The 22,625-nt window shown below is 68.8% G+C and carries 19 protein-coding genes, 6 tRNA genes, 1 pseudogene and 1 riboswitch; of the genes and pseudogenes, 4 read left to right on the top strand and 22 right to left on the bottom strand.

Annotated elements, in window-relative coordinates; all coding sequences use genetic code 11:
- Position 1: 1 nt before the first annotated feature.
- The 5 genes from EDC82_RS06475 to EDC82_RS06455 all read right to left on the bottom strand — a co-directional run bounded on the left by EDC82_RS06475 (position 2) and on the right by EDC82_RS06455 (position 3,175).
- Entirely contained in the window at positions 2-946 is a 945-nt protein-coding gene (locus EDC82_RS06475; RefSeq protein ID WP_062257616.1) for a phosphatidylinositol mannoside acyltransferase, read from the bottom strand.
- Positions 947-950: 4 nt separating this feature from the next.
- Positions 951-1,571 (bottom strand): phosphatidylinositol phosphate synthase, encoded by a 621-nt coding sequence (gene pgsA, locus EDC82_RS06470; protein WP_062257612.1) that lies wholly within the window; start codon positions 1,569-1,571, stop codon positions 951-953.
- A gap of 65 nt (positions 1,572-1,636) precedes the next feature.
- Positions 1,637-2,212, bottom strand: a complete 576-nt coding sequence (locus EDC82_RS06465) for an HIT domain-containing protein (protein WP_051805843.1) — start codon at positions 2,210-2,212, stop codon at positions 1,637-1,639.
- An 82-nt stretch (positions 2,213-2,294) separates the two neighbouring features.
- Positions 2,295-2,684 carry a hypothetical protein gene (locus tag EDC82_RS06460; RefSeq protein ID WP_038567939.1) on the bottom strand — a complete coding sequence of 130 codons (390 nt, stop codon included), beginning with the start codon at positions 2,682-2,684 and terminating at the stop codon, positions 2,295-2,297.
- A complete protein-coding gene (locus EDC82_RS06455; RefSeq protein ID WP_160126198.1) occupies positions 2,681-3,175 on the bottom strand; it encodes a GNAT family N-acetyltransferase in 495 nt (164 codons plus the stop codon). Before EDC82_RS06455 ends, EDC82_RS06460 begins: the two co-directional genes overlap by 4 nt.
- 123 nt (positions 3,176-3,298) lie before the next feature.
- Positions 3,299-3,414: riboswitch (SAM riboswitch) on the top strand.
- Between the two features lie 72 nt (positions 3,415-3,486).
- Here EDC82_RS06455 and EDC82_RS06450 point away from each other — a divergent pair.
- A complete protein-coding gene (locus EDC82_RS06450) occupies positions 3,487-4,800 on the top strand; it encodes a bifunctional o-acetylhomoserine/o-acetylserine sulfhydrylase (RefSeq protein WP_006944529.1) in 1,314 nt (437 codons plus the stop codon).
- A 166-nt stretch (positions 4,801-4,966) separates the two neighbouring features.
- Here the strand turns inward: EDC82_RS06450 and thrS are convergent, their stop codons facing one another.
- The 11 genes from thrS to EDC82_RS06395 form a co-directional block, all read right to left on the bottom strand.
- Positions 4,967-6,964 carry a threonine--tRNA ligase gene (thrS, locus tag EDC82_RS06445; protein ID WP_006944552.1) on the bottom strand — a complete coding sequence of 666 codons (1,998 nt, stop codon included), beginning with the start codon at positions 6,962-6,964 and terminating at the stop codon, positions 4,967-4,969.
- Between the two features lie 493 nt (positions 6,965-7,457).
- A complete protein-coding gene (argG, locus tag EDC82_RS06440) occupies positions 7,458-8,876 on the bottom strand; it encodes an argininosuccinate synthase (protein WP_131940928.1) in 1,419 nt (472 codons plus the stop codon).
- 162 nt (positions 8,877-9,038) lie between these two features.
- The gene (gene moaA / locus EDC82_RS06435; RefSeq protein WP_235006147.1) at positions 9,039-10,109 is read right to left on the bottom strand and encodes a GTP 3',8-cyclase MoaA; all 1,071 of its coding nucleotides are present in this window, start codon (positions 10,107-10,109) and stop codon (positions 9,039-9,041) included.
- Positions 10,106-10,543: a molybdenum cofactor biosynthesis protein MoaE gene (locus tag EDC82_RS06430; RefSeq protein ID WP_131940926.1), complete on the bottom strand. Its 438-nt coding sequence runs from the start codon at positions 10,541-10,543 to the stop codon at positions 10,106-10,108. Before EDC82_RS06430 ends, moaA begins: the two co-directional genes overlap by 4 nt.
- Before the next feature lie 77 nt (positions 10,544-10,620).
- Positions 10,621-10,697: transfer RNA gene (locus tag EDC82_RS06425), tRNA-Val, on the bottom strand.
- A gap of 60 nt (positions 10,698-10,757) precedes the next feature.
- Entirely contained in the window at positions 10,758-11,225 is a 468-nt protein-coding gene (locus tag EDC82_RS06420) for a TIGR02611 family protein (RefSeq protein WP_131940924.1), read from the bottom strand.
- A 178-nt stretch (positions 11,226-11,403) separates the two neighbouring features.
- Positions 11,404-12,246, bottom strand: coding sequence for an aminotransferase class IV (locus EDC82_RS06415; protein ID WP_200829282.1), 843 nt, complete (start codon positions 12,244-12,246; stop codon positions 11,404-11,406).
- On the bottom strand, positions 12,243-13,337 hold the full coding sequence (locus tag EDC82_RS06410; protein ID WP_131940922.1) for a chorismate-binding protein: 1,095 nt from the start codon (positions 13,335-13,337) through the stop codon (positions 12,243-12,245). The genes EDC82_RS06415 and EDC82_RS06410 overlap by 4 nt, the downstream gene beginning before the upstream one ends.
- Positions 13,338-13,455: 118 nt before the next feature.
- On the bottom strand, positions 13,456-14,574 hold the full coding sequence (locus EDC82_RS06405; RefSeq protein WP_131940920.1) for a calcium:proton antiporter: 1,119 nt from the start codon (positions 14,572-14,574) through the stop codon (positions 13,456-13,458).
- A 147-nt stretch (positions 14,575-14,721) separates the two neighbouring features.
- Positions 14,722-14,796: transfer RNA gene (locus tag EDC82_RS06400), tRNA-Val, on the bottom strand.
- Positions 14,797-14,808: 12 nt separating this feature from the next.
- A tRNA-Gly gene (locus EDC82_RS06395) sits at positions 14,809-14,884 on the bottom strand.
- Between the two features lie 326 nt (positions 14,885-15,210).
- Here EDC82_RS06395 and EDC82_RS06390 point away from each other — a divergent pair.
- Complete coding sequence (locus EDC82_RS06390; protein WP_131940918.1) at positions 15,211-15,435, top strand: hypothetical protein; 225 nt, start codon at positions 15,211-15,213, stop codon at positions 15,433-15,435.
- A 299-nt stretch (positions 15,436-15,734) separates the two neighbouring features.
- Positions 15,735-16,427 (top strand): annotated as a pseudogene (locus EDC82_RS06385) (alpha/beta fold hydrolase); the annotation flags it as partial.
- A 50-nt stretch (positions 16,428-16,477) separates the two neighbouring features.
- Here EDC82_RS06385 and EDC82_RS06380 read toward each other — a convergent pair.
- The 5 genes from EDC82_RS06380 to EDC82_RS06360 form a co-directional block, all read right to left on the bottom strand.
- Complete coding sequence (locus EDC82_RS06380; protein WP_115296279.1) at positions 16,478-16,930, bottom strand: DUF5709 domain-containing protein; 453 nt, start codon at positions 16,928-16,930, stop codon at positions 16,478-16,480.
- 274 nt (positions 16,931-17,204) lie between these two features.
- Positions 17,205-17,279, bottom strand: a tRNA-Val gene (locus tag EDC82_RS06375).
- Position 17,280: 1 nt separating this feature from the next.
- Positions 17,281-17,351, bottom strand: a tRNA-Cys gene (locus tag EDC82_RS06370).
- A 38-nt stretch (positions 17,352-17,389) separates the two neighbouring features.
- A tRNA-Gly gene (locus tag EDC82_RS06365) sits at positions 17,390-17,462 on the bottom strand.
- An 86-nt stretch (positions 17,463-17,548) separates the two neighbouring features.
- Entirely contained in the window at positions 17,549-18,718 is a 1,170-nt protein-coding gene (locus EDC82_RS06360; RefSeq protein ID WP_131940914.1) for a YihY/virulence factor BrkB family protein, read from the bottom strand.
- A 112-nt stretch (positions 18,719-18,830) separates the two neighbouring features.
- Here EDC82_RS06360 and glgX point away from each other — a divergent pair, with 112 nt between their 5' ends.
- The gene (glgX, locus tag EDC82_RS06355) at positions 18,831-20,951 is read left to right on the top strand and encodes a glycogen debranching protein GlgX (protein ID WP_131940912.1); all 2,121 of its coding nucleotides are present in this window, start codon (positions 18,831-18,833) and stop codon (positions 20,949-20,951) included.
- 119 nt (positions 20,952-21,070) lie between these two features.
- On the opposite strand, the gene EDC82_RS15260 is transcribed toward glgX, so the two are convergent.
- Positions 21,071-22,465 (bottom strand): PPK2 family polyphosphate kinase, encoded by a 1,395-nt coding sequence (locus tag EDC82_RS15260; protein ID WP_131940910.1) that lies wholly within the window; start codon positions 22,463-22,465, stop codon positions 21,071-21,073.
- Positions 22,466-22,625: the final 160 nt, after the last annotated feature.

Here is a 22,625-nt window from a genome sequence, read left to right as displayed (position 1 = left end):
CTCAGCCCCGGCGCGCGTCGAGGTCGCGGACGAACACGCGCTGCATCATGTGCCAGTCCTGCGTGTGCTCGCGGATGGCGCCACCGAGCGCGTCGGCGCACGCCTGGACGGCGGTCTGCACGTCGGCGCGGGCATCATCGGTGTGGGCGATGTCGACCGCCGGGTGGAAGCGGATGTCGATGCCCCAGCCGCTGCCGCCGTCGCGCCGGCGGTAGGTGATCGTGATCGGCACGAGTGCCGCACCGGTGCGTCGGGCGATGACGGCGGGGCCGGCAGCGAGGCGGGCCGGCTCGCCGCACAGGTCGACCGTGACGCCGCGGCTCGTGAGGTCGCGATCCGACAGCAGCGGCGCGAACGCACCCGGTTCGCGCACGAGCGTCTCGACCTGGCCGAGGACGTTCTCGCCCTTGGTCAGCGGGATGATCGTCATGCCCAGCTCTTCGCGGAAGTGCAGGAACGCGCGGAAGAGAGCGTCGGGCTCGAGTCGCTCGGCGACCGTCGTCACGTGCGCGAGCTGTGTCGCCGACCAGGCGCCCGCGAGATCCCAGTTGCCGAGGTGGCCGAGGTAGGCGACGACGCTGCGTCCATCGGCGAGCATGCTGCGGGTCGCCTCGAGTTCACCCGAGGTGGTCACCCTCTCGGCGATCTGCTCGCGTGTCAGCGACGGCAGTCGGAACGCCTCGCACCAGTAGCGCAGGTACGAGCGCACGCCGGCGGCGACGAGCGCGTCGAGGGCTGCGTCGTCGAGTTCGGGGCGCGCGATCGCGTAGTTGGAGCGCATCCGCGCGACGCTCGGGCCGCCGCGGCGCGTCGTGACGTCCGCGATGACGTCGAAGAGGCGGTGGGCGGCGCGCTCGGGCAGCGCCCGCACGCCCCACCAGGCGCCCTTGAACGCTGCGACGGTGACGGCGTCGCGGGCGCGCGTCGTCAACCCCTCGGCGGCCACGCGCTCAGCCCTCGAACGGCTTGGCGAGGGCCTGCTTCCGCACCATGAGCATGCGCTGCACGACCGTGATGAACGATGCGACGGCGAGCAGCGTGAGCACGACGGTCAGCACGATCTCGGGCAGGAACCAGCCGACGAGGCCGGTCGTGACGAGCACGGCGACGAGACGGTCGGCGCGCTCGGCGATGCCGACGTTCGCCTGCATGCCGAGACCCTCGGCCCGGGCCTTGGCGTAGGAGACGACCGAGCCGAGCACGAGGCACGCGAGCGCGAGGCACGCCATGAGGAAGTTGTCGCCCTTGCCCGCGTAGTACAGGACGAGGCCGCCGAAGATCGCGGCGTCACCGACGCGGTCGAGCGTCGAGTCGAGGTAGGCACCCCACGTCGACGAGCGGCCCGACAGGCGCGCCATGTTGCCGTCGAGCATGTCCGAGAAGACGAAGACGGTGATGAACAACGTGCCGACGAGGAAGTCGCCGCGCGGATAGAACCACAGTGCACCGAACGCGACACCGACGGTGCCCACGATCGTCACGACGTCGGGGCTGATGCCGAGACGCAGCAGGAGCTGGGCGATGGGCCGGAAGATGGCGGAGAAAAACGCGCGCGCGTACTTGTTGAGCATGGTGGTTCAACTGTAGCGGTTCGATATACCCGTTCGAGGCAGCGCACTGCCCGTGGTGCCCGGTGTCAGTCGTTCGGCCAGTTCGCGACGATGCGCTGACGGCTGTCCTCGAGCAGCACCGGCAGCGCCTTGGTGCGCCCGATGATCGGCATGAAGTTCATGTCGCCACCCCAGCGCGGCACGATGTGCTGATGCAGGTGCGCGGCGACGCCGGCACCTGCGACGTCACCCTGGTTCATCCCGAGGTTGAACCCGCCCGGGTTCGACGCGGCCTTGAGGGCACGCACCCCGGCCTTCGTCAGCTTCGTGAACTCCTCGGTCTCGTCGTCGGTGAGGTCGATGTACGAGGCGACGTGACGGTACGGGCACACGAGCAGGTGGCCCGGGTTGTACGGGAACAGGTTCATCACGACGAAACAGTGCTCACCACGGTGGACGATGAGGCCGTCGGCGTCGGTCTTCGTAGGCGACGCGCAGAACGGGCAGCCGTGGCCGGCGTCCTTTGTCGGACGCTCGCCCTCGATGTACGCCATGCGGTGCGGCGTCCACAGCCGCCCGAACCCGTCGGCCTCGCCCGCGAAGGCGCCGGCTTGCTCGATGAGGATGTCGTCCTGCGAATCAGTGTTGAACTCGTCGACCATGGCCCGATCCTAGAGCCCCGCCTGCCTCGACGCAGCGGCCGCGGGTGGGCTCGCGCGCACCATGCACCCCGGGTGAGCGGTCTCAGACCGCCGCGATCTCGCGCAGACGCGCCGGGACAATGGTTCGGTCGGCTTCCCCCGCGTGCGCGACGTCGCCGACACGGCCCGCCAACGTCCGCGCGACCTCGGCCGCGTCGCCGTCACCGACGACGGCGACGATGCTCGCCAGCCCGGCGAGGCCCGTGACGGCGTCCTCGAGGTCGAGCCAGTCGTCGTCATCGAGGCCGGCCGCCGCCCCCGGCCATGCGACCGAGGCGGCCATGACGCCGTCACGAGCCCACTGCTCGACAGCGTCGCGCGCGAGGGCGCCGTCAGCACCGAGGTGCAGGACGACGGCGTTCGCGACCGGTTTGGACGGGCAGGCGATGCAGCGCTCGCGCTGATCGAGCGCCCAGATGACGTCGTCGCTCATGACGCACGCTCCGCATCGCGGCGGGCGTCGAGGCCGAACGGCGCCACACGCTGCATGTGACGTTCGTCCGGCGGGCCGAAGCCGGCCCGTTCGTACAGCCTGCGGGCACGCGGACGGGCGTTGAGCATCATTCGCGCGACGTCGTGCGCGTCGGCCCAGGCGTCGACGATCCGCAGCATCCGCTCGGCCAGGCCCTGGCCGCGCGCCGACGGCGTGACGAAGACGACCGCGATGTTGAGCGACGGCTGCGCCGGCCGAGCCAGCGCCGGGGGCCGGTGCACGAGCGACGTCTGCACCATGCCGAGAGCCGTCCCGTCAGCACTCGAGGCGAGCCACGTCGGCAGATCGTCGTAGTGCGCGAGCCAGTGATCGGCATACTCGGTGATGAAGCCGGAGCGGTTGCTCTCCCCCGCCTCGAGGTCCATCTGCAGACGCAGCGCCGCGCAGGCGAACGCGTCTTCGCGGCGCGCGCGGACGATCGTCGGTGTCATGGCAACAGTCAAGCACGGCATGAGGGTCGTCGCCCGTAGGCGCGTCGCGTCAGCACGGGGCCGCGACCGGAATGTGAGACAGCATTCCCGCCTGATGACACCACCCGGCCTAGAGTGGCCGCAGGTCACGAGCGCCAGCGTCAAACCCCGGTTTGCTGGCCGGCAACCCTCCCACCGCGGCGGGGTGCTCCGGGTGACGACCTGGCCCGGCGCCGAGCGCGTCCGGGCAAGCGCGGAGGGATTCCCCTTCGGGCACCACACGTACGGTGCGCCGCCCGTGCGTCCACGTACTCCTCGAGAGGGACATCATCATGAGCTCCGAGAACTGGGCCTTCGAGACCAAGCAGATCCACGTCGGCCAGAACGTCGACGGCGACACCGGCGCCCGGGCGCTGCCGATCTACCAGACGACGTCGTTCGTCTTCGACTCCGCCGAGACCGCGGCCAACCGCTTCGGCCTGTCGGATCTCGGCCCCATCTACACGCGCATCGGCAACCCGACGGCGCAGGCGGTCGAAGACCGCATCGCCGCGCTGGAGGGCGGCGTCGGCGCGTTGCTGCTCGCGTCGGGTCAGGCGGCGACGACGTTCGCCATCCTCAACGTCGCTCAGGCCGGCGACCACATCGTCGCCTCGTCCGCGCTGTACGGCGGCACGTACAACCTGCTGAAGTACACGCTCAAGCGACTCGGCGTCGAGACGACGTTCATCGACAACATCAACGATCTCGACGAGTGGCGCGGCGCCATCCGCGACAACACGAAGCTGCTGTTCGGCGAGACGCTGAGCAACCCCGACCAGAAGGTGCTCGACGTGCGCGGCCTCGCCGACATCGCGCATGACGCCGGGGTGCCGCTGTTCGTCGACAACACCGTCGCGACGCCGTACCTGCTGCGCCCGATCGAGCATGGCGCGGACGTCGTCATTCACTCCGCGACGAAGTACCTCGGGGGGCACGGGACGTCGATCGCCGGCGTGCTCGTCGACGCCGGGACGTTCGACTACGCCGCCGACCCGGCGAAGTTCCCGCAGTTCAACGAGCCGTCGGAGAGCTACCACGGTCTCGTGTTCGCCCGCGACCTCGGCGTCGGATCGCCGCTCGGCGCGAACCTCGCCTTCATCCTCAAGGCGCGCGTCGAACTGCTGCGCGACCTCGGCGCGGCCGTCTCCCCGTTCAACGCGTTCCTCATCGCGCAAGGCCTCGAGACGTTGTCGCTGCGTGTGGAGCGACACGTGGAGAACGCGAAGAAGGTCGTCGAGTTCCTGAAGTCGCAGCCGCAGGTCGAGAAGTTGTTCTACGCCTCCGACCCGTCGAGCCCCTACAAGGAACTCGCCGACCGCTACCTGCCCGCCGGCTCCGGCGCCGTGCTGTCGTTCGAGATCGCCGGCGGCGTCGAGGCGGGCAAGAAGTTCGTCGACGCTCTCGAACTGCACTCGCACGTCGCGAACATCGGTGACGTCCGTTCCCTCGCCATCCATCCTGCGTCGACGACGCACTCCCAGGGCAGCGACGAGGACCGCCGCGGCGCCGGCGTGACGCCCGGACTCGTGCGGTTGAGCGTCGGCATCGAGAACTCCGCCGACATCATCGCCGACCTCGAGAAGGGCTTCGCTGCAGCGAAGTGACCGTGCGCTGAGGTGGGTCCCCGCGACGGGTGACGCAACCGGGTTCCCTACCCCGAGCGTGGTCACCCGGCCGTGTCGAACGCCGGCCCTCGGGTGCACATGCCAACACACGAGCGCGCCCCCGAACCGCGAGGTTCGGGGGCGCGCGTCGTCGTCGAGGCAGACGTCAGCCGGCCGTCGGGTCGGTGTTCTGACGTTCGGTGATGACGCGGGTGATCTCGGCGATCGCGTCGGCCACCGGCACGCCGTTCTTCTGCGACCCGTCGCGGAAACGGAACGAGACGGCGCCGTTGTCGCGGTCCTCTTCACCGGCGATCAGGATGAACGGCGCCTTCGACTTGGACGCGTTGCGGATCTTCTTCGGGAAGCGGTCGTCGCTCATGTCGACCTCGACACGCACGCCGGCTTCGCGCAGCTTCATCGCGACGTCCTGCAGGTAGTCGTAGTACTCCTCCGCGACGGGCACGGCGAGCACCTGAACCGGCGCGAGCCACGCCGGGAACGCGCCCGCGTAGTGCTCGACGAGCACGCCGAGGAAGCGTTCGATCGAGCCGAACTTCGCCGAGTGGACCATGACGGGCTGCTGACGCGAACCGTCCGCCGCCTGGTACTCGAGGCCGAAACGAGCGGGCTGGTTGAAGTCGTACTGGATCGTCGACATCTGCCAGGTACGGCCGATGGCGTCGCGCGCCTGCACGGAGATCTTTGGGCCGTAGAACGCGGCACCGCCCGGGTCCGGCACGAGCTCGAGGCCGGACTCGAGCGCGACGTCCGACAGCACCTTCGTCGCGATGTCCCACTGTTCGTCGGTGCCGATGAACTTGTCCTTCTTGTCGCCGTCGACGTCGCGCGTCGAGAGCTCGAGGTAGAAGTCGTTCATGCCGAAGTCGCGCAGTAGGCCGAGGATGAAGTCGAGCAGGTGCTTGATCTCCCCCGGCGCCTGTTCGGGCGTGACGTAGCTGTGCGAGTCGTCCTGGGTGATCATGCGCACGCGCGTCAGACCGGAGAGCACGCCCGACTTCTCGTCGCGGTACACCGTGCCGAACTCGAAGAAGCGCAGCGGCAGCTCGCGGTAGGAGCGCCCACGCGAACGGAAGATCTCGTTGTGCATCGGGCAGTTCATCGCCTTGAGGCGGTAGTTCTGCCCGTCGACGTCGAGGGGCGGGAACATCCCGTCCGCGTAGTACGGCAGGTGACCCGAGGTGTAGAAGAGGTCTTCCTTCGCGATGTGCGGCGTGCCGACGTAGGAGAAGCCCTCCTCGATGTGACGGCGGCGGACGTAGTCCTCCATCTCACGCTTGATGATGCCGCCCTTGGGGTGGAACACGGGCAGGCCGGGGCCGATGTTCTCGGGGAAGCTGAACAGGTCGAGCTCGGCGCCGAGCTTGCGGTGGTCGCGCTTCTCGGCCTCGGCGAGGCGCTCGAGGTAGGCCTTCAGCTCGTCCTTCGTCGGCCACGCAGTGCCGTAGATGCGCTGCAGCTGCGGGTTCTTCTCGCTGCCGCGCCAGTACGCGGCGGCCGAACGCATGAGCTTGAACGCGTTGCCGAGCACCTTCGTCGACGGCACGTGCGGGCCGCGGCACAGGTCGCCCCAGGCGACGGTGCCGTCGCGGCGGACGTTGTCGTAGATCGTCAGCTCACCGCCACCGACCTCGGCCTCCGCGCCCTCGGCCGCATTCGCAGCGTTGCCCTTGAGGCCGATGAGCTCGCACTTGTAGGGCTCGTGCGCCAGTTCTTCGAGGCCCTCGGCGTCGGTGATGACGCGGCGGTTGAACGTCTGGCCCTCGTTGACGATCCTCTGCATCGCCTTCTCGAGCTTCTTGAGGTCGTCGGGCGTGAACGCCTCGGCGACGTCGAAGTCGTAGTAGAAACCGTCGGTGACGGGCGGTCCGATGCCGAGCTTCGCGCTCGGGTTGATCTGCTGCACCGCCTGCGCGAGCACGTGGGCCGCGGAGTGACGCAGGACGGCGAGGCCCTCGGGGTCCTGCGCGGTGACGGGCTCGACGGACGCGCCGTCCGGGATCTCGCGGAACAGGTCGCGCAGTTCACCGTCGATGCGCATGACGAGGACGGCCTTGTCGCCGCCGAACAGGTCCGTGCCCGTCGTGCCCTGCTCGACCTCGCGTGGTTCGCCGTTGACGGTCAGGGTGATGTTCTCGGACACGGCTGTGCTCCTTGTTCGTGACGTGCAGACTCGGCCGCACACGTACGAATGGCACGGCCCGTGCCGCCAAGGCTACCGGGTGCCCCCGACCACCCCACGCCGAGCCGCCGGCACCACCCAGGCGTGACGTTGGTCGCCCGCGGTGATGCGAGGCGGCTGTTGCTGAGGATCTCCTACGAATGTGGACGTAGATCGCCGATGTGGACGAAAATCGCAGGTGGGTCAGGGGCCCGTACTCATCTGCGATTTGCGTCCACATTCGCGATTCCTCTACACCTCGGCGAGCGGCGTCCACAGTCGCGAGGTTCGGCCGCCATTACCAACCTGGGTGACGGTCGTTGACGGCGCCGTGTCCAGCTGGCGACCACACTGCTGTCCGGACGCGACGAAGCCGCCCACCATCCAGTGGGCGGCCTCCTCGCTCGCTGCGAGCGTGCCGACATCGTCGACCGATACCGAGGTCTCGGTCGATCGGCGCCGACGACTCGGCAGGTCAGTCGGTGCCGAACTCCATCGCCGCTTCGTCGAGTGCGAGAGCGTCGGCGTCGACGTTCGGGTTCGACGCGATCTGCTGCGCGCCACCGGGCTCGAGCTGGCCGACGAGGTCGGTCTGCGCCTTGCCCAGCCCGCCGCGTGCGGCGTAGAACTCGAGCTTGCCACGCGTGTCGGCGATGTCGAGGTTGCGCATCGTCAGCTGCCCGATGCGGTCGACGGGGCCGAATGCGGCGTTCTCGGTGCGCTCCATCGACAGCTTGTCGGGGTGGTAGGAGAAGTTGTCGCCCTGGGTGTCGACGATCGAGTAGTCCTCGCCGCGACGAAGGCGCAGCGTCACCTCACCCGTGACGGCGGACGCCACCCAGCGCAGCAGACCCTCGCGGATCATGAGCGACTGCGGGTCGAACCAGCGTCCTTCGTACAGCAGCCGCCCGAGGCGCCGTCCGTCGTCGTGGTACGCGGCGATGGTGTCCTCGTTGTGGACGGCGTTGAGCAGCCGTTCGTACGCGATGAACAACAGCGCCATGCCGGGCGCCTCGTAGATGCCGCGCGACTTGGCCTCGATGATGCGGTTCTCGATCTGGTCGCTCATGCCGAGCCCGTGGCGTCCGCCGACGGCGTTGGCCTCCTGGAACAGGGCGACGACGTCGCCGCCGAAGTCGTCACCGTTGATCGCGACGGGAAGCCCCGATTCGAAGCGGACGACGACGTCCTCGGTGTCGATCTTCACCGCGTCGTCCCAGTAGGCGACGCCCATGATCGGCTTGACGATCTCCATCGACTCGTCGAGGTGCTCGAGCGTCTTCGCCTCGTGCGTCGCGCCGAGGATGTTGGCATCCGTCGAGTAGGCCTTCTCCGCCGAGTCGCGGTAGGGCAGATCGTGCGCCGTCAGCCATTCGGACATCTCCTGGCGCCCACCCAGTTCGCTGACGAAGTCGGCGTCGAGCCACGGCTTGTAGATGCGCAGGCCCGGGTTGGCGAGCAGACCGTAGCGGTAGAAACGCTCGATGTCGTTGCCCTTGAACGTCGAGCCGTCGCCCCAGATCGACACACCGTCGGCCTGCATGGCGCGCACGAGCAGCGTGCCGGTGACGGCGCGGCCCAGCGGCGTCGTGTTGAAGTACGTGCGCCCGCCGGAGCGGATGTGGAACGCGCCGCACGCGATGGCGGCGAGACCCTCCTCGACGAGCGCCTTCTTGCAGTCGACGAGACGCGACAGTTCGGCGCCGTACTGGCCGGCACGGCCCGGGATGCCTTCGATGTCGTCCTCGTCGTACTGGCCGAGGTCGGCGGTGTAGGTGCAGGGGACGGCGCCCTTGTCGCGCATCCAGGCGACGGCCACGGAGGTGTCGAGGCCACCGGAGAAGGCGATGCCGACGCGTTCGCCGACGGGCAGGGAAGTCAAGACCTTGGACATGCCTTCAGAATACCCCGACTGAGTAGTTATGCCAAAACAATGCATAACTACTCAGTCGGAAGGCCTGGGGAGGCGGGACGACGCGCCGGCGCCCCGCAGCGCGAGCCTGGCACCCACGTGTGCACCGACCCGACTGCCCGACCTAGGCGCGCCATCGATCGCTCAGCCGCCGATGGCGCTCATCGGCCGCGGCGGCTGGAGGAATCCGGGTTCGTCGATGCCGTGGCCGGGTTGCTTGCCGGCGAGGCAGGCTCGGATGCGGGCGCGGACCTCGGCGTCCGCGCCACCGCTGCGCAGCACCGAGCGCACGTCGGTCTCGCCGCGCGCGAACAGGCACGAGCGCAGCTGGCCGTCGGAGGTGAGCCGCAGCCGGTCGCACGCGCCGCAGAACGGCATCGTCACGCTCGCGATGATGCCGACGCGGCCCGGGCCTCCGTCGACCTCGTACAGCTCGGCCGGGGCGGCGCCGCGTCCGGGCAGCGCGTCCAGCGAGTGCGTGCGACGCAGCAGGTCGAGCGTCTCGGCAGCCGTCACCATCTCGGCGCGGTTCCACACGTGCCCGCCGTCGAGCGGCATCTGTTCGATGAAACGCAGTTCGTGCCCCTCAGTGAGGGCCCAGTCGAGCAGTGCGGGCGCCTCGTCGTCGTTGACGCCGCGCAGCAGCACCGTGTTGATCTTGATCGGCGCGAAACCGGCGGCGCGCGCCGCGTCGAGGCCGGCCATGACGTCGTCGAGTCGATCCCGACGGGTCATGGTCGCGAAACGCGAGGGCGAGAGCGTGTCGAGGCTGACGTTGAGTCGCGCCAGGCCCGCGTCACGCAACGGTTTCGCCAACTGCGCGAGCCGAACAGCGTTCGTCGTCATCGACAGCTCGGGGCGCCCGCCCGGCCCGTCGAGGGCCGCCAGGCGTTCGACGAGGTCGACGATGTCGGGACGCAGCAGCGGTTCGCCGCCCGTGAGGCGGATCTCGGTGATGCCCGCCTCGACGGCGATGCGAGCCACCGTGACGATCTCGTCGCTCGCCAACAACGTGTCGCGCGGCGCGAGCGGCACACCCTCGGCGGGCATGCAGTAGGTGCAGCGCAGATTGCACTTGTCGGTCAGCGAGATGCGCAGGTCCCGATGCACCCGCCCGAACGAGTCGACGAGCGGACCGTCATCCGAAACGCCTGCAGCGGTGGAGAGTTCGCCGCGCAGGGCACGGCGCACGCGGGGTGTCGGCAGGTCGATCATGACGACAGCCCGGACCACACCGCGCTGCCGTCGCGCAGGTGTTGCTGCTTCCACAGCGGGACGTCGTGCTTGATGCGGTCGACCAGTTCGCCGCACACCGTGAACGCCAGCGCGCGATGCGGCGAGCTGACGGCGGCGACGATGGCGCTCTCCCCCACCGCGACGCGTCCGATGCGGTGGCTGACCGCCACGCGTGTCTCACCGTCCGGATCCAGCTGCGTGACGACGGCCTCCGCCACCTCCCGCAACGTCGCCGCGGCGCTCGGGTGCGCGGTGTAATCGAGCGCGACGACCTCGCCGTCAGCTTCCGGGTCGTGGTTGCGCACCGTCCCGACGAACGTCACGCACGCGCCCTGACGTGCGTCGTCGACGGCGCGCCCGTGGGCGTCGACGTCGAGGGGCGAGTCGGTGACGGCGGCGAGCAGGACGGGCATGGGCGCTCCTTCCATCGGTGGCCCAGCGGTGTCCGCAGGACGCAAAAAACGCGGAATCCGATGATTCCGCGTCCTGATGGTGGATGTAAAGGGACTCGAACCCCTGACCTCTCGCGTGTGAAGCGAACGCTCTAACCAACTGAGCTATACATCCGTGTGGTGCGCGGGAAACACTAGCCCACGGCGTCGATGAACACCAAACGAGCCGGGTGCGTCAGCCGCCGAGCCCCGGCACGTCGTCGAGCCAGTTCTCGGCGAAGTCCGGCAACAATCCCGGCACTCCGGAGACCGCGAACATCGCCCAGAAGATCGCGACGACGAGCACGAACGTCGCGAGACCGGCCAGCGCCTGCGCCCACCAGCCCTTGCGTTCGAGCCAGTCCCACCACGCTTGCACCTTCGCGCGCACCCAGCCGAGCAGCCGCTGCGCGCGCTCGAACTCGCTCGCCCAGATGCCGAGGCCGAGGAAGATGACGAGCCAGCCCGGCCCCGGAAAAGGCAGCAGCACGATGCCCACGATGACGACGAGTGCGCCGAGCACACCGACGCCGATGCGGTACAGTCGCGCGCTCTTCGGGTTGGCGCGGATGCGTCGACGCCACTCCCAGTCGTGCTCCTCGCCCTGCCCGGGCTCTCGAGAATCGCGGGAATCAGCGTCGCGGGCGGTGGTCGTCGAACTCATGGCAGCCAAGCCTAACGGGGGGCGCCTGAGCCGACGATTCCGACGCCGCGCGCGGGAGACTTCACGGCCGGGCGTGAACCGACGTCAACCGACCTCAACCCACATCAACCGCCACGACATCGCGCAGTCGCGTGTCGAGGGAACCCCGCGCCGAGGCAAACCCGGCGGGAACCCGCCGTCAGCCGAGCAGCTCGCCCTGACGCTCGGCGAAGATCGCCGCGATGCGCGACGTCATGGGGCCGGGGGTGCCTTCGTCGCACAGCACCCGGTCGTTGATGGCGTGCACGCCCTGCACGTCGCGCGTCGAGGAGGTGACGAACGCCTCGTCGCATTCGTCGAGCACATCGAAGCTCAGGTGTTCCTCGGCGATCTCGACGCCGAACTCGCGCGCCCACTCGATCGTCAGCGCGCGCGTGATGCCGGCGAGCGGGCCGTCCTCGAGCGGCGGCGTGACGACGCGCTCACCGAGCACGACGAAGATGTTCGACCCGGTTCCCTCGCACAGGTTGCCGAGCGTGTTCGAGAAGATCGCCTCGCTCGCGCCGGCCTCCTTCGCCGCGGCGAGCGCGACGACGTTCTCCGCGTACGACGTCGTCTTCAACCCGGCGACGGCCGAGTTCTCGTTGCGCGTCCAGCGCACCGTCGCGACCTTCGTCGTCGGCGCGGGTCGCGGCACGGCGCCCGCCGTCACGATGTACGTCTGCGGGGCGTCGCCGCGATCCGAACCGAGTGGGCCGACGCCGCCGGTCACGGTGTAGCGCAGGCGCCCGAAGTCGATGTGCTCCCCCTCGAGCACGGCCTTGACGCCCTCGTCGATGCGGTCGCGATCGAGCTTCGGCAGGCCGAGGCCGGCGAGGCTGCGATCCATCCGATCATGATGACGCGACAACGCGAACACGCGGCCGCCGTCGATCTTGGCGGTCTCGAACACACCGTCGCCGACGGTGATGCCGTGGTCGATCGGTGAGATGGCCGCGCCCTCGTCGACGCGGCGACCGTCGACCCAGATCCGGATGCTCATGGTGTCTCCTCCAGTGCCGCGCCCCGCGCGATGGCGAGCAGGCGATGTGCCTTCAGTTCGGTCTCATCCCATTCTGCCGTAGGCACCGAATCCCACGTGATCCCGGCGCCCACCCCGAAGTGGGTCGACGGAGACGATATCCCGTGCCCGTTCGCGGCCGCAGCCCCACCCCCGGCGAGTTTCTGCCAGAACGTACGGATGCCGACGGCCAGCTCCGCGGCGCCCCGATCGGCGTCGATCCACCCGATGGCGCCGCAGTACGGTCCGCGCGCCCCCACCTCGAGTGATTCGATGACGTCGAGAGCCCGCAGTTTCGGGGTGCCCGACACCGAGCCGGGCGGCCCCGTCGCGCTCAGCAGCCGCGCCCACGTCACGTCGTCACAGACCTCGCCCCACACCGTCGAGACGAGGTGGACGAGGCCGGGGTGCTGTTGCATCTCGAGCAGCGGGTCGACGCGCACCGAACCGGGCACGCAGACACGTTGCAGGTCGTTGCGCACGAGGTCGGTGATCATGACGTTCTCCGTCGCGTCCTTCGCGAGCATCGTCTCCGGACACGTCGACGTGCCCTTGATCGGCGCGGAACTGATGACGGCGCCCTCGCGCGCGAGGTACATCTCCGGCGAGGCGCTGACGATCTGCGGCAGGCCCGCGATGTCGATACGCGCGGCGTGACGCGCCGGGTTGTGGGCGAGCACGCCGCGGAACAGGACGTCGAGGTCGAGCGCGGCGTCCGTCGTCAGCGTCCGACAGAGGTTCACCTGGTACACGTCGCCGGCCGCGATGTGCTCGCGGATCCGTCCGACGCCGTCGCAGTAGGCGTCGCGCGACAGCGACGATCGCCATTCGACGTCGCATTCCGCGGGCCTTGACGGCGGCTCGGCCAGGGCCGCACTCCCCCGCCACGGCTGCGTCGGGTGCCGCACCACCGATCGCATGCGCGCGGCCAGCAGCTCGCCCTCGAACGTCTGCACGACGACGTGGAAACCGTGCTCGAGATCGTCGGGATCCGACGTCACCGCCTCGACGTCCCACGCCGTGACGTCGCGAAAGAGCGCACGATCCGTGCTGGCGGCGAGAGCGTCGATCACGAGAGGCCACAGTAGTCCGGCCGCGTCACGCGCGGGCGGATGCGCCGGAGCGGATGAGAGCCCGGCCACGTGGCGACCTACCGAGGACGCACGCCCTCGCGCGCTGCCCCGACGCGGGTCACGGATTCGCGGCGAGGAAGACGTACGCGAACAGCAGCACGAGCAGGATCCACCCGGAGAACCGCGTCGCGCGGCCCTGGACGATCGTCAGGATGCCGACGACGAGGCTGAGCACGAGCAGCACGATGTGCATGCTGCCGAGGCCCAGTTCGAGCGGTGACGACAGGAACGGCGACAGCGCCGCGAGCGTCGGGATCGTCAGGCCGATGCTCGCCATCGCCGAGCCGTACGCGAGATTGAGGCTGTTCTGAACGCGTCCAGCGCGCGCGTAGTTCGCGGCGGCGAGCGTCTCCGGCAGCAGCACGACGAGGGCGATGACGACGCCGACGAAGCTCTGCGGGAAGCCCGCGGCGTCGACGGCCTGTTCGATCGACGGCGACAGCACCTTCGCCAGACCGACGACGGCGACGAGCGCCACGACGAGCAGGCCCAGGCTGACGAGCGCGGCGCGCGTCGACGGGGCCGGGCCGTGGGCGTCCTCGTCTCCCTCGTCGTCGAGCGGCTTGCCGGCGCGGTCGACGGGCACGAAGAAGTCGCGGTGACGCACCGTCTGGGTGAGGACGAACATCGCGTACACACCGATCGAGCTGATCGCGGCGAACGCGAGCTGCGACGGCGAGAACTCCGGCCCGCTGCGGGCCGAGGTGAACGTCGGCAGCACGAGGCACAGCCCCGCGACGGTGACGACGCCCGCCAGCGCGGCCGCCGACCCTTCCGGGTTGAAGCGTGCCAACCCGCGGCGCCCCGCGCCGAGGAAGATGCACAGACCGGCGATGCCGTTGATCGTGATCATGAGCGCCGCGAACACCGTGTCGCGCGCGAGCGTCTCGACGCCGTCCTTGCCGGAGGCCATGAGGGTGACGATGAGCCCCACCTCGATGACGGTGACGGCGACCGCGAGGACGATCGAACCGAGCGGCTCGCCCACCTTCGCGGCGATGACCTCGGCGTGGTGGACGGCGGCGAGAACGGCGCCGAACAACGCCGCGGTGACGAGGACGGCGACGACGCCCGGCAGGCTGCGTCCCCATGTGGCGGCGAGGACGACGGCTCCGAGGACCGGAGCCCACGTCGTCCACTGGGCGATTCCTGGTCGGTGCGTGGCTTCGGCGCTCATGCGCTCCCCTTGGATCGTGCGGCGGTCACGGACGCTGCGTGTTCGGCCCCTGCCTGAGGGAGACGGTTCCTGCGAAAGCGAGTCTCGATCAGTCTTGGCCGGATGTGCATCAAGGCCTCCGGCGACACGCCGAAGGCCTTGATGTGATGGTGGGCGATACTGGGTTTGAACCAGTGACCTCTTCCGTGTCAAGGAAGCGCGCTACCGCTGCGCCAATCGCCCCAGATATGGGAATGGAGCGGACAACCGGGCTCGAACCGGCGACCTCAACCTTGGCAAGGTTGCGCTCTACCAACTGAGCTATGTCCGCCTGTTTCCTCGGGCTTTCCGCCCTCGGCAACGACGAGAACGTTACCCGGATCATCGCGCGTTCACCAAATCGGCATCGCCGAGTCGACGGGGATCGGGGCCCACGCACGCCGCTCGACGAGTGCGCGATCGCGACGACGAAGGCGGGACGGAGGACGCTGGCTTCACGCCGACCGTGCCTCATCACCGCCGTGCTGTCCTCGACCTGGCTCATCGCGCCGCTGCTCGATCCGCAGCTGCATCCGTGGACCGTCGTACGCCTCGGCGTACTTCGTCTCCGGACGCCCAGCCGCGACGCTCCTGCGCACCACCGACGGCCTCTCGGGAGTGCTGCTCGTCGTCATCTCCGCGCTGTCCTACGCCCGCCTGCGCATCGTGTGGCGGGAGCTGCGCCTCGACCACGACGCCGCAGCGGCCGTCGGTCACGTCTCGACCCGCCGTCGCGAACGCGTCGCCGTGCGGACGTGGTGCGCCGCCACGATGCGGCCCGCATCGATTCGCCGGGCCGGGCCACCGCCGGGCGTCCGATTCGTCCTCGGCCTCCCCTGCTGAGCCGTTTCCCGGCGCGCTTCCCAGATGATCAGCGTGACGGGCCGCGCGACGCGCGTTCTCGACGCAGGCGACGGGCCCGCGCTCGCCTGCTCCCCCGGCATCGCGTCGTTCGTGTGGGACTGGGCGCCTGTCGCGCCATGCTTGTCGGCCACCCATCGCGTCATCGCCGTCGAAGGTCCCGCCGACGAGCGACTTGGCACCGGGCACCTTGACGCCCAACGCCTTGATGTCGAGCACCCTGGAGCCGCCGCACGTCCTGATGCCGCACGTCCCGATGTCGAACGCGCGGACGCCGACCGTCCCCAAGAACAGAAACGGCCGGCGCGCCGGCCATGCTCGAGGACGACGCAGCGCACCTGCTGAACGCGCTCGACGCGCTGGGCGTGCCGGGCCCTGTCACATTCGTCGGTCATTCCTTCGGGGCTGTCGTGGCGGAAGCCGCGGCGCGCATGACCCCGGAGCGGGCCGCGGCCCTCGTCCTGCTCGACGGGTCACTCGCCGAGGACGGCTCCGCCGAGCCCGAGACGCCTCGATCGGGCCGACGCGCACGACTCCTGGTGGCGGCCCTGCGAAGCCGCCCGGCCGTCGCTGCCTGGCGGGTCTGCGGCCCCACGATTCTCACGCTGACGGTGCCCGCGCGTCGTTCACTCGCGCGATCGGTCCCCGGCCTGCGCGACGAGATGGCGTCGATCAGCGTGCTCGAGACCTGTCTTCACGAATTGTCGGCATATTCATCCTGCATTCGTGAGCTGCATGCGCTGCGCACGACGTCACCGCTGACGCCGCAGTTGCCGACGCTCGTCGTCGCCGCCACCGGGCGCCTGCCGCGACGCACGCCAACCCGTTGGGTGCGCGCCGTGCTGCGCGAGGCACGCGAAATCGCCGCCGATGCAGACGTGCGGAAGGCCGTTGTCGAGCGATCCGGCCATTTCGTCATGTTCGACCGCCCTCAGCGCATGGCCGACCTCATCCTCATGCTCGGATCCCGCTGACGGCGGCGCACCGCGACGCTCCGGCGGCCTCGCACTCTGCGTCCGCTCGATCAGGCGCCGGGCTCGTCGACGATGCCGTCGTCGAAACCCGCCGCGTCGCGACCGTCCGTGAAGTGCAGCGCAGCCTCTTCGGCGCTCGAGGCGCCACCCGCGAAACCGTCGTCCTCGGCGACGAGTTCGGATTCGCGATCCTCCGCCAGGCCCTCGTCGGGGGCGACGACGCGGCCGACGCGCGTGTCGTCGAACTCGTCGTCAGGTGACGGAACGCCGTCGGGGTTGCCGTACGCCGAGTCGGGGTCGACGTCGGGCACCTCCTCCTCGAGGCGCTCGCCGAGGGTCTCGTGCTCGTTCTCCCAGCGCTCGACGTTCGGCTCGCGCTCCGGTGTCGTGAACCCCTGGTCGAGCATGTTCTCGTACGCCTCGCCCGTGACGTCGTCGGCGGCCTGGGCCTGATCCGCGTAGCCGTCCATGGGGCCGAGGTCGAAGTTCGATTCATTCGTCATGACGCCATCATGCGCACATGAGCCCCACCAAGGAAAGCCGGCCGGCCCGCTGCACGTCGGTCGACGGCCCCGCCCGCATGCGCCGCTCGACTTTGCCCCACAACGCGTCATCCATGACGCGTTTCCGGGCGATGGCCGCCGGGCCCCGTGCCCACGGCGTCCCCCACACACCGGCCCGGGATCTCTCGCCCAGCCGGCAGCTGGCAGCCGGCAGCGGAACAGCACGATGCTCCCGACGGCCGGGCCGTGGGAGCATCGTGGCTGTGTTCTGTTCTGGTGGGCGATACTGGGTTTGAACCAGTGACCTCTTCCGTGTCAAGGAAGCGCGCTACCGCTGCGCCAATCGCCCGAGGTGGAGACGGGATTTGAACCCGTGTAGACGGCTTTGCAGGCCGTTGCCTCGCCTCTCGGCCACTCCACCGAACACGGTTCGCACCGTGCGTGTCCAAGAAGACACAGAGCGGACAACCGGGCTCGAACCGGCGACCTCAACCTTGGCAAGGTTGCGCTCTACCAACTGAGCTATGTCCGCCTGCTACTGCGCTGTCGCGCTGCAACGAGAGGAAACACTAACCGATGCTCACGTTCACGCGCAACGTGGGCGGCGCGGATGCCGCGTCACGCGCTGCGACGCTGCGCCATGTCGTCGGGGCGAGCAGTCTCGGCGGCGGCTTCGCCCTGCGTCGCCACGCCACCGTCGGGCCGCGCCCCACGATCCACCACGGCAGCTCGCTCGCCGTACGGGCGCCCATGCCTTGCGCCGGCCGACGTCTCGTTCTCCTGGTCGTACGGGGCGTCGTCGCCCGCCCGTGAACGCACCTTGGCCACCTGTTCCTCGATGAGCCCACGCGTCCGCGCACGCACTCCGATGGGCGCGGCGGCGACGGGCCACAGCCGCGCGACGGCACTGTTGAGCGCGGCACCGATGAGCACGGCAATCGACAACGAGTACAGCCATATCAGCGCGATGATCGCTGCTGCGAGCGGGCCGTAGATCGAGATGCCGCCGACGGACGCCGACAACCAGCTCCGCAGGAACAGCGAGATGATGACCCAGGCGATGAGGGTGAATCCGGCGCCGGGCAGGTCGCGCACCCATGGCGTGCGCACAGGTGTCGCGATGTAGTAGAGCGTCGCGAACCCGACGATCGTGATGGCGCCGACGACGGGCCAGTACAGCGTCAGCAGGAACAGCAGACCGGGCGGCAGCATGCGTCCGAGCAGATCCGGGCCGATGACGATGAGTGGCAGCACGGCGCCGATGAACAGCAGCGAGACGAAGTACAACGTCACCGACAGCGCACGGGCGCGCACGATGCCGCGCACGCCGCCCTGGCCGTACATGATCGAGATGGTGTCGACGATGACGTTGATCATCCGCGAACCGGACCACAGCGACAGCAGGAAGCCGATGGAGACGACGTCGGGGCGTCCACCCTCGAGCGCGTCGTGCAGCGTCGGCATGACGACGTTCTGCAGCGCCTCCCCCGGCAGGATCCCCTCGAGGTAGCGCTCGATCGTGCGGACGATGTCGTCCACGGTACGTCCGCCGAGGGCGCCGCCGACGTAGCCCATGACGCCGAGCAGGCCGTAGACGAGCGGCGGGAAGGACAGCAACGCGAAGAAACCCGCCTCGGAGGCGAGGCCGGTGACGCGGTAGCGCATGCACTGGCGCAGCGTCTCGAGCACGAGGCGGCACACGGCGTAGAGGCCGGGCACGCGGCGCGCCACGCGGCGGGCGCGGGTACGCAGCATCGACGGTTGATCCTGCTCCGCCTGCTCGCTCACCCGAGCACGTTAGCGGCGTTCGTCGCGGAAGGCGGGGAGGCTCGCCGCAGCCGTGTCCACGCCCGAACCGGCGTGCGACGAGCGCGTCCTACTTCATGGTTAGGTAGACGCCATGGATATCTGGCCGGGCAAGCCCTACCCCCTCGGTGCCACGTTCGACGGCACCGGCGTCAACTTCGCAATCTTCTCGGAAGCGGCCGAGAAGGTCTTCCTCTGCTTGGTCGACGACGACATGGTCGAGACGCGCATCGAGCTGACGGAGGTCGACGGCCACGTCTGGCATGGTTACGTGCCGAGCGTGCAGCCCGGTCAGCGGTACGGCTACCGCGTCGAGGGCCCGTACGACCCCGAGAACGGGCAGCGTTGCAACGTCAACAAGCTGTTGCTCGACCCGTACGCGAAGGCGATCGAGGGTCAGATCGACGGCGACGAGTCTTTGTTCAGCTACTACTTCCTCGAGCAGGACAAGCGCAACGACGACGACTCGCTCGCTCACACGATGCTGAGCGTCGTCATCAACCCCTACTTCGACTGGGGTCACGACCACCCGCCGCAGCACGAGTACCACCAGAGCGTCATCTACGAGGCGCACGTCAAGGGTCTGACGATGACGCACCCGGACGTGCCGGAGGAGATCCGTGGCACGTACGCCGCGATCGGTCACCCCGCGATCGTGCAGCACCTCGTCGACCTCGGCGTGACGGCGATCGAGCTCATGCCGGTGCACCAGTTCGTGCAGGACACGACGCTCGTCGAGAAGGGCCTGACGAACTACTGGGGTTACAACACGATCGGCTTCCTCGCGCCGCACAACGCGTACTCGGCGAGTGGCGAACGCGGTCAGCAGGTCACCGAGTTCAAGGCGATGGTCAAGGCACTGCACGAGGCGGGCATCGAGGTCATCCTCGACGTCGTCTACAACCACACCGCCGAGGGCAACGAGAACGGCCCGACGCTGAGCTTCCGCGGCCTCGACAACGAGAACTACTACCGCCTCGTCGACGACAACAAGGCGCACTACTTCGACACGACGGGCACGGGCAACTCGCTGCTCATGCGCAGCCCGCACGTGCTGCAGCTCATCATGGATTCGCTGCGGTACTGGGTCAACGAGATGCACGTCGACGGTTTCCGCTTCGACCTCGCTGCGACGCTCGCGCGTCAGTTCCACGAGGTCGACCGGTTGAGCGCCTTCTTCGACATCATCCAGCAGGATCCCGTGATCAGCCAGGTCAAGCTCATCGCCGAGCCCTGGGACGTCGGTGACGGCGGCTACCAGGTCGGCAACTTCCCGCCGCTGTGGACGGAGTGGAACGGCAAGTACCGCGACACCGTGCGCGACTACTGGCGTGGTGAGCCGGGTTCGCTCGGCGAGTTCGCCTCCCGTCTCACTGGTTCGAGCGACCTGTACGCGCACTCGGGGCGTCGACCGATCGCGTCGATCAACTTCGTCACCGCGCACGACGGCTTCACGATGCGCGACCTCGTCAGCTACAACGAGAAGCACAACGACGCCAACGGCGAGGGCAACAACGACGGCGAATCGCACAACCGCAGCTGGAACTGCGGCGTCGAGGGCGAGACCGATGACGCGAGCGTGCTCGCGCTGCGGGATCGTCAGATTCGCAACCACCTCGCGACGCTCATGCTGAGCCAAGGCGTGCCGATGCTGCTGCACGGTGACGAGCTGGGACGCACGCAGGGCGGCAACAACAACACGTACTGCCAGGACAACGAGATCTCCTGGATCGACTGGGATCTCGACGACCGTCGCCGTTCGTTGCTGGAGTTCACGCAGCAGCTCATCGCGTTGCGTCGCACGCACCCGGCGTTCCAGCGTCGACGCTTCTTCGCCGGCGACGCCGAGCACGGTGGGCGCAGCGACTGGGGCGACATCGTCTGGTTCGGCGCGAACGGTGAGGAGATGCAGGACGGCGACTGGGCCTCCGGAGCCGGCACGATCATGGTCTACCTCAACGGTGACGCGATCCACGCGCAGGATGCGAAGGGCCAGTCGGTCGTCGACGACCACTTCCTGCTGCTGTTCAACCCCGGCCACGAGGAGACGCACTTCGTCATCCCCGAGGTCGTCAAGAAGGGTTCGGAGTGGAGTTTCGCCATCTCCAGCCTGCCCGAGGACGCCGAGGAAGGCGTCGAACTGAGCGGCGGCGACACCGTCAACCTGCCCCCGCGCACCCTCGCGGTGCTGCAGGCGCCGCGCACAGAGAGCTGACGAACGCATGACGAGGGGCTGACCGGTTCGATCGAACCGGCCAGCCCCTCGTCATGTTCGTCTTCTCGTGCCTCGCGCCGCCGGCCGTGCTCGTACGGACCCGGCCCGCGGCGTGGACGTCAGAGCTTCTCGAGGCGAGCGCGCTGCTCGGGGACATCGAACGTCGCCTCCGGCCACTCGAGGGCGAGGGCGCGCAAGTGCTCGAGGACGAGCTGCTGCACGGCAAGACGCGCATACCACTTGTTGTCGGCCGGGACGACGAACCACGGCGCGACGTCCGTCGACGTCTTCTCCAGCAGCGCCTGGTAGGCCTCGTGGTACTCACTCCAGTAGGAGCGTTCGACGAGGTCGCCCGGGTTGAACTTGTAGAACTTCTCCGGGTCCTCGAGACGCTCGGCAAGGCGCGCCTTCTGCTCGTCGGCGGAGATGTGGAGCATCACCTTGATGATCGTCGTGCCATTCGCGACGGCCGACTCCTCGAACGCGTTGATCTGGCCGTAGCGACGCATCCACACCGGTCGCGAGACGAGGTCGTGGACACGCACGACGAGGACGTCCTCGTACTGGCTACGGTCGAACACCCCGACATAACCGGGCTTGGGCAGCGCATTGCGGATGCGCCACAGAAACGGATGCGCTTGCTCTTCCTTCGTCGGCGTTTTGAAGGCCGTCAGCTCGACGCCCTGTGGGTCCATCGTGCCGACGACGTGACGCATGATGCCGCCCTTGCCGGAGGTGTCCATGCCCTGCACGAGCAGCAGGACGCTGCGCCCGCCGGGGTGACGCTCGCTCGCGTAGAGCCGCTCCTGCAGGTCAGCGAGCTCGTCGCCCGTCTTGCGCATGACCTTCTCGGCCTTCTTGGGCCCGCCGTCGAACGCGGGCGTCGACGACGCGTCCAGGTCGGCGAGGACGAACCCCTCACCGACGCGCAGCGCCGAGGCGAAGTCGCTCTTGACGGCCTTGAACTTCTTCGTCTCCTTGCGCGTCGCCTTGTCACGGCCGACGTTCGCGATGACCTCCTCGGCCTGCTTGAGACGAGCCACCTTGGCGGGCGCAAGGCGAGCCGTGCTCGTCGACGTGTCGACGTTCTTCGCCTCGGACGTGGCGTCGGACGCCGACTTCTTCGCCTTCTTCTCGCCCTTCGCCGTCGGTGCCTCCGCCTCGGCGGTCTTCGACGTGGCCGCCGTCTTGGCCGCGCTCGCCTCGGACTTCTTCGTCGCCTCGGACTTCTTCTTCGCGTCGGACTTCGCCGTCGTGTCAGCCGACTTCTTGCTCGAGGACGACTTCTTCGACGCCTTGCCAGCCGACTTCTTCTTCGGCTGCGAGTCAGACGTCGTGGTCTTCGTGGACGCTCCCCCGGCGGCCGTGGTCTTGGCGGACGTCTTCGACGACGTTCCCGCCTTCTTCGCCGACTTGGTCGTGTCGCTCTTGGTGGCGACCTTCGACGACGAGGAGGCGCTCTTCGCTGCCTTCTCGGGCGCCTCGGGCGACTCGCTCTTGGCCTTCTTGGACATACCAGTCATCGTGGCAGACCCGACCGGCGTTGTCATGCACTTCGCCTCCGCACGGACAAGCGATTCGGCGAGATCACGGTGATCCGTTGGGGCGCAACGCTTTCGAAGGACGCCGATTCAACGCTCGTCGGCGACAGAGCGACCACCACCCGCTCGTTCC

This window comes from Dermacoccus sp. SAI-028 (assembly GCF_004346775.1).
GTDB classification, from domain to species: Bacteria; Actinomycetota; Actinomycetes; order Actinomycetales; family Dermatophilaceae; genus Dermacoccus; species Dermacoccus nishinomiyaensis.
The sequence above is the reverse complement of the archived record's forward strand: the minus strand, read 5'-3'. Positions and strand labels throughout refer to the sequence as shown.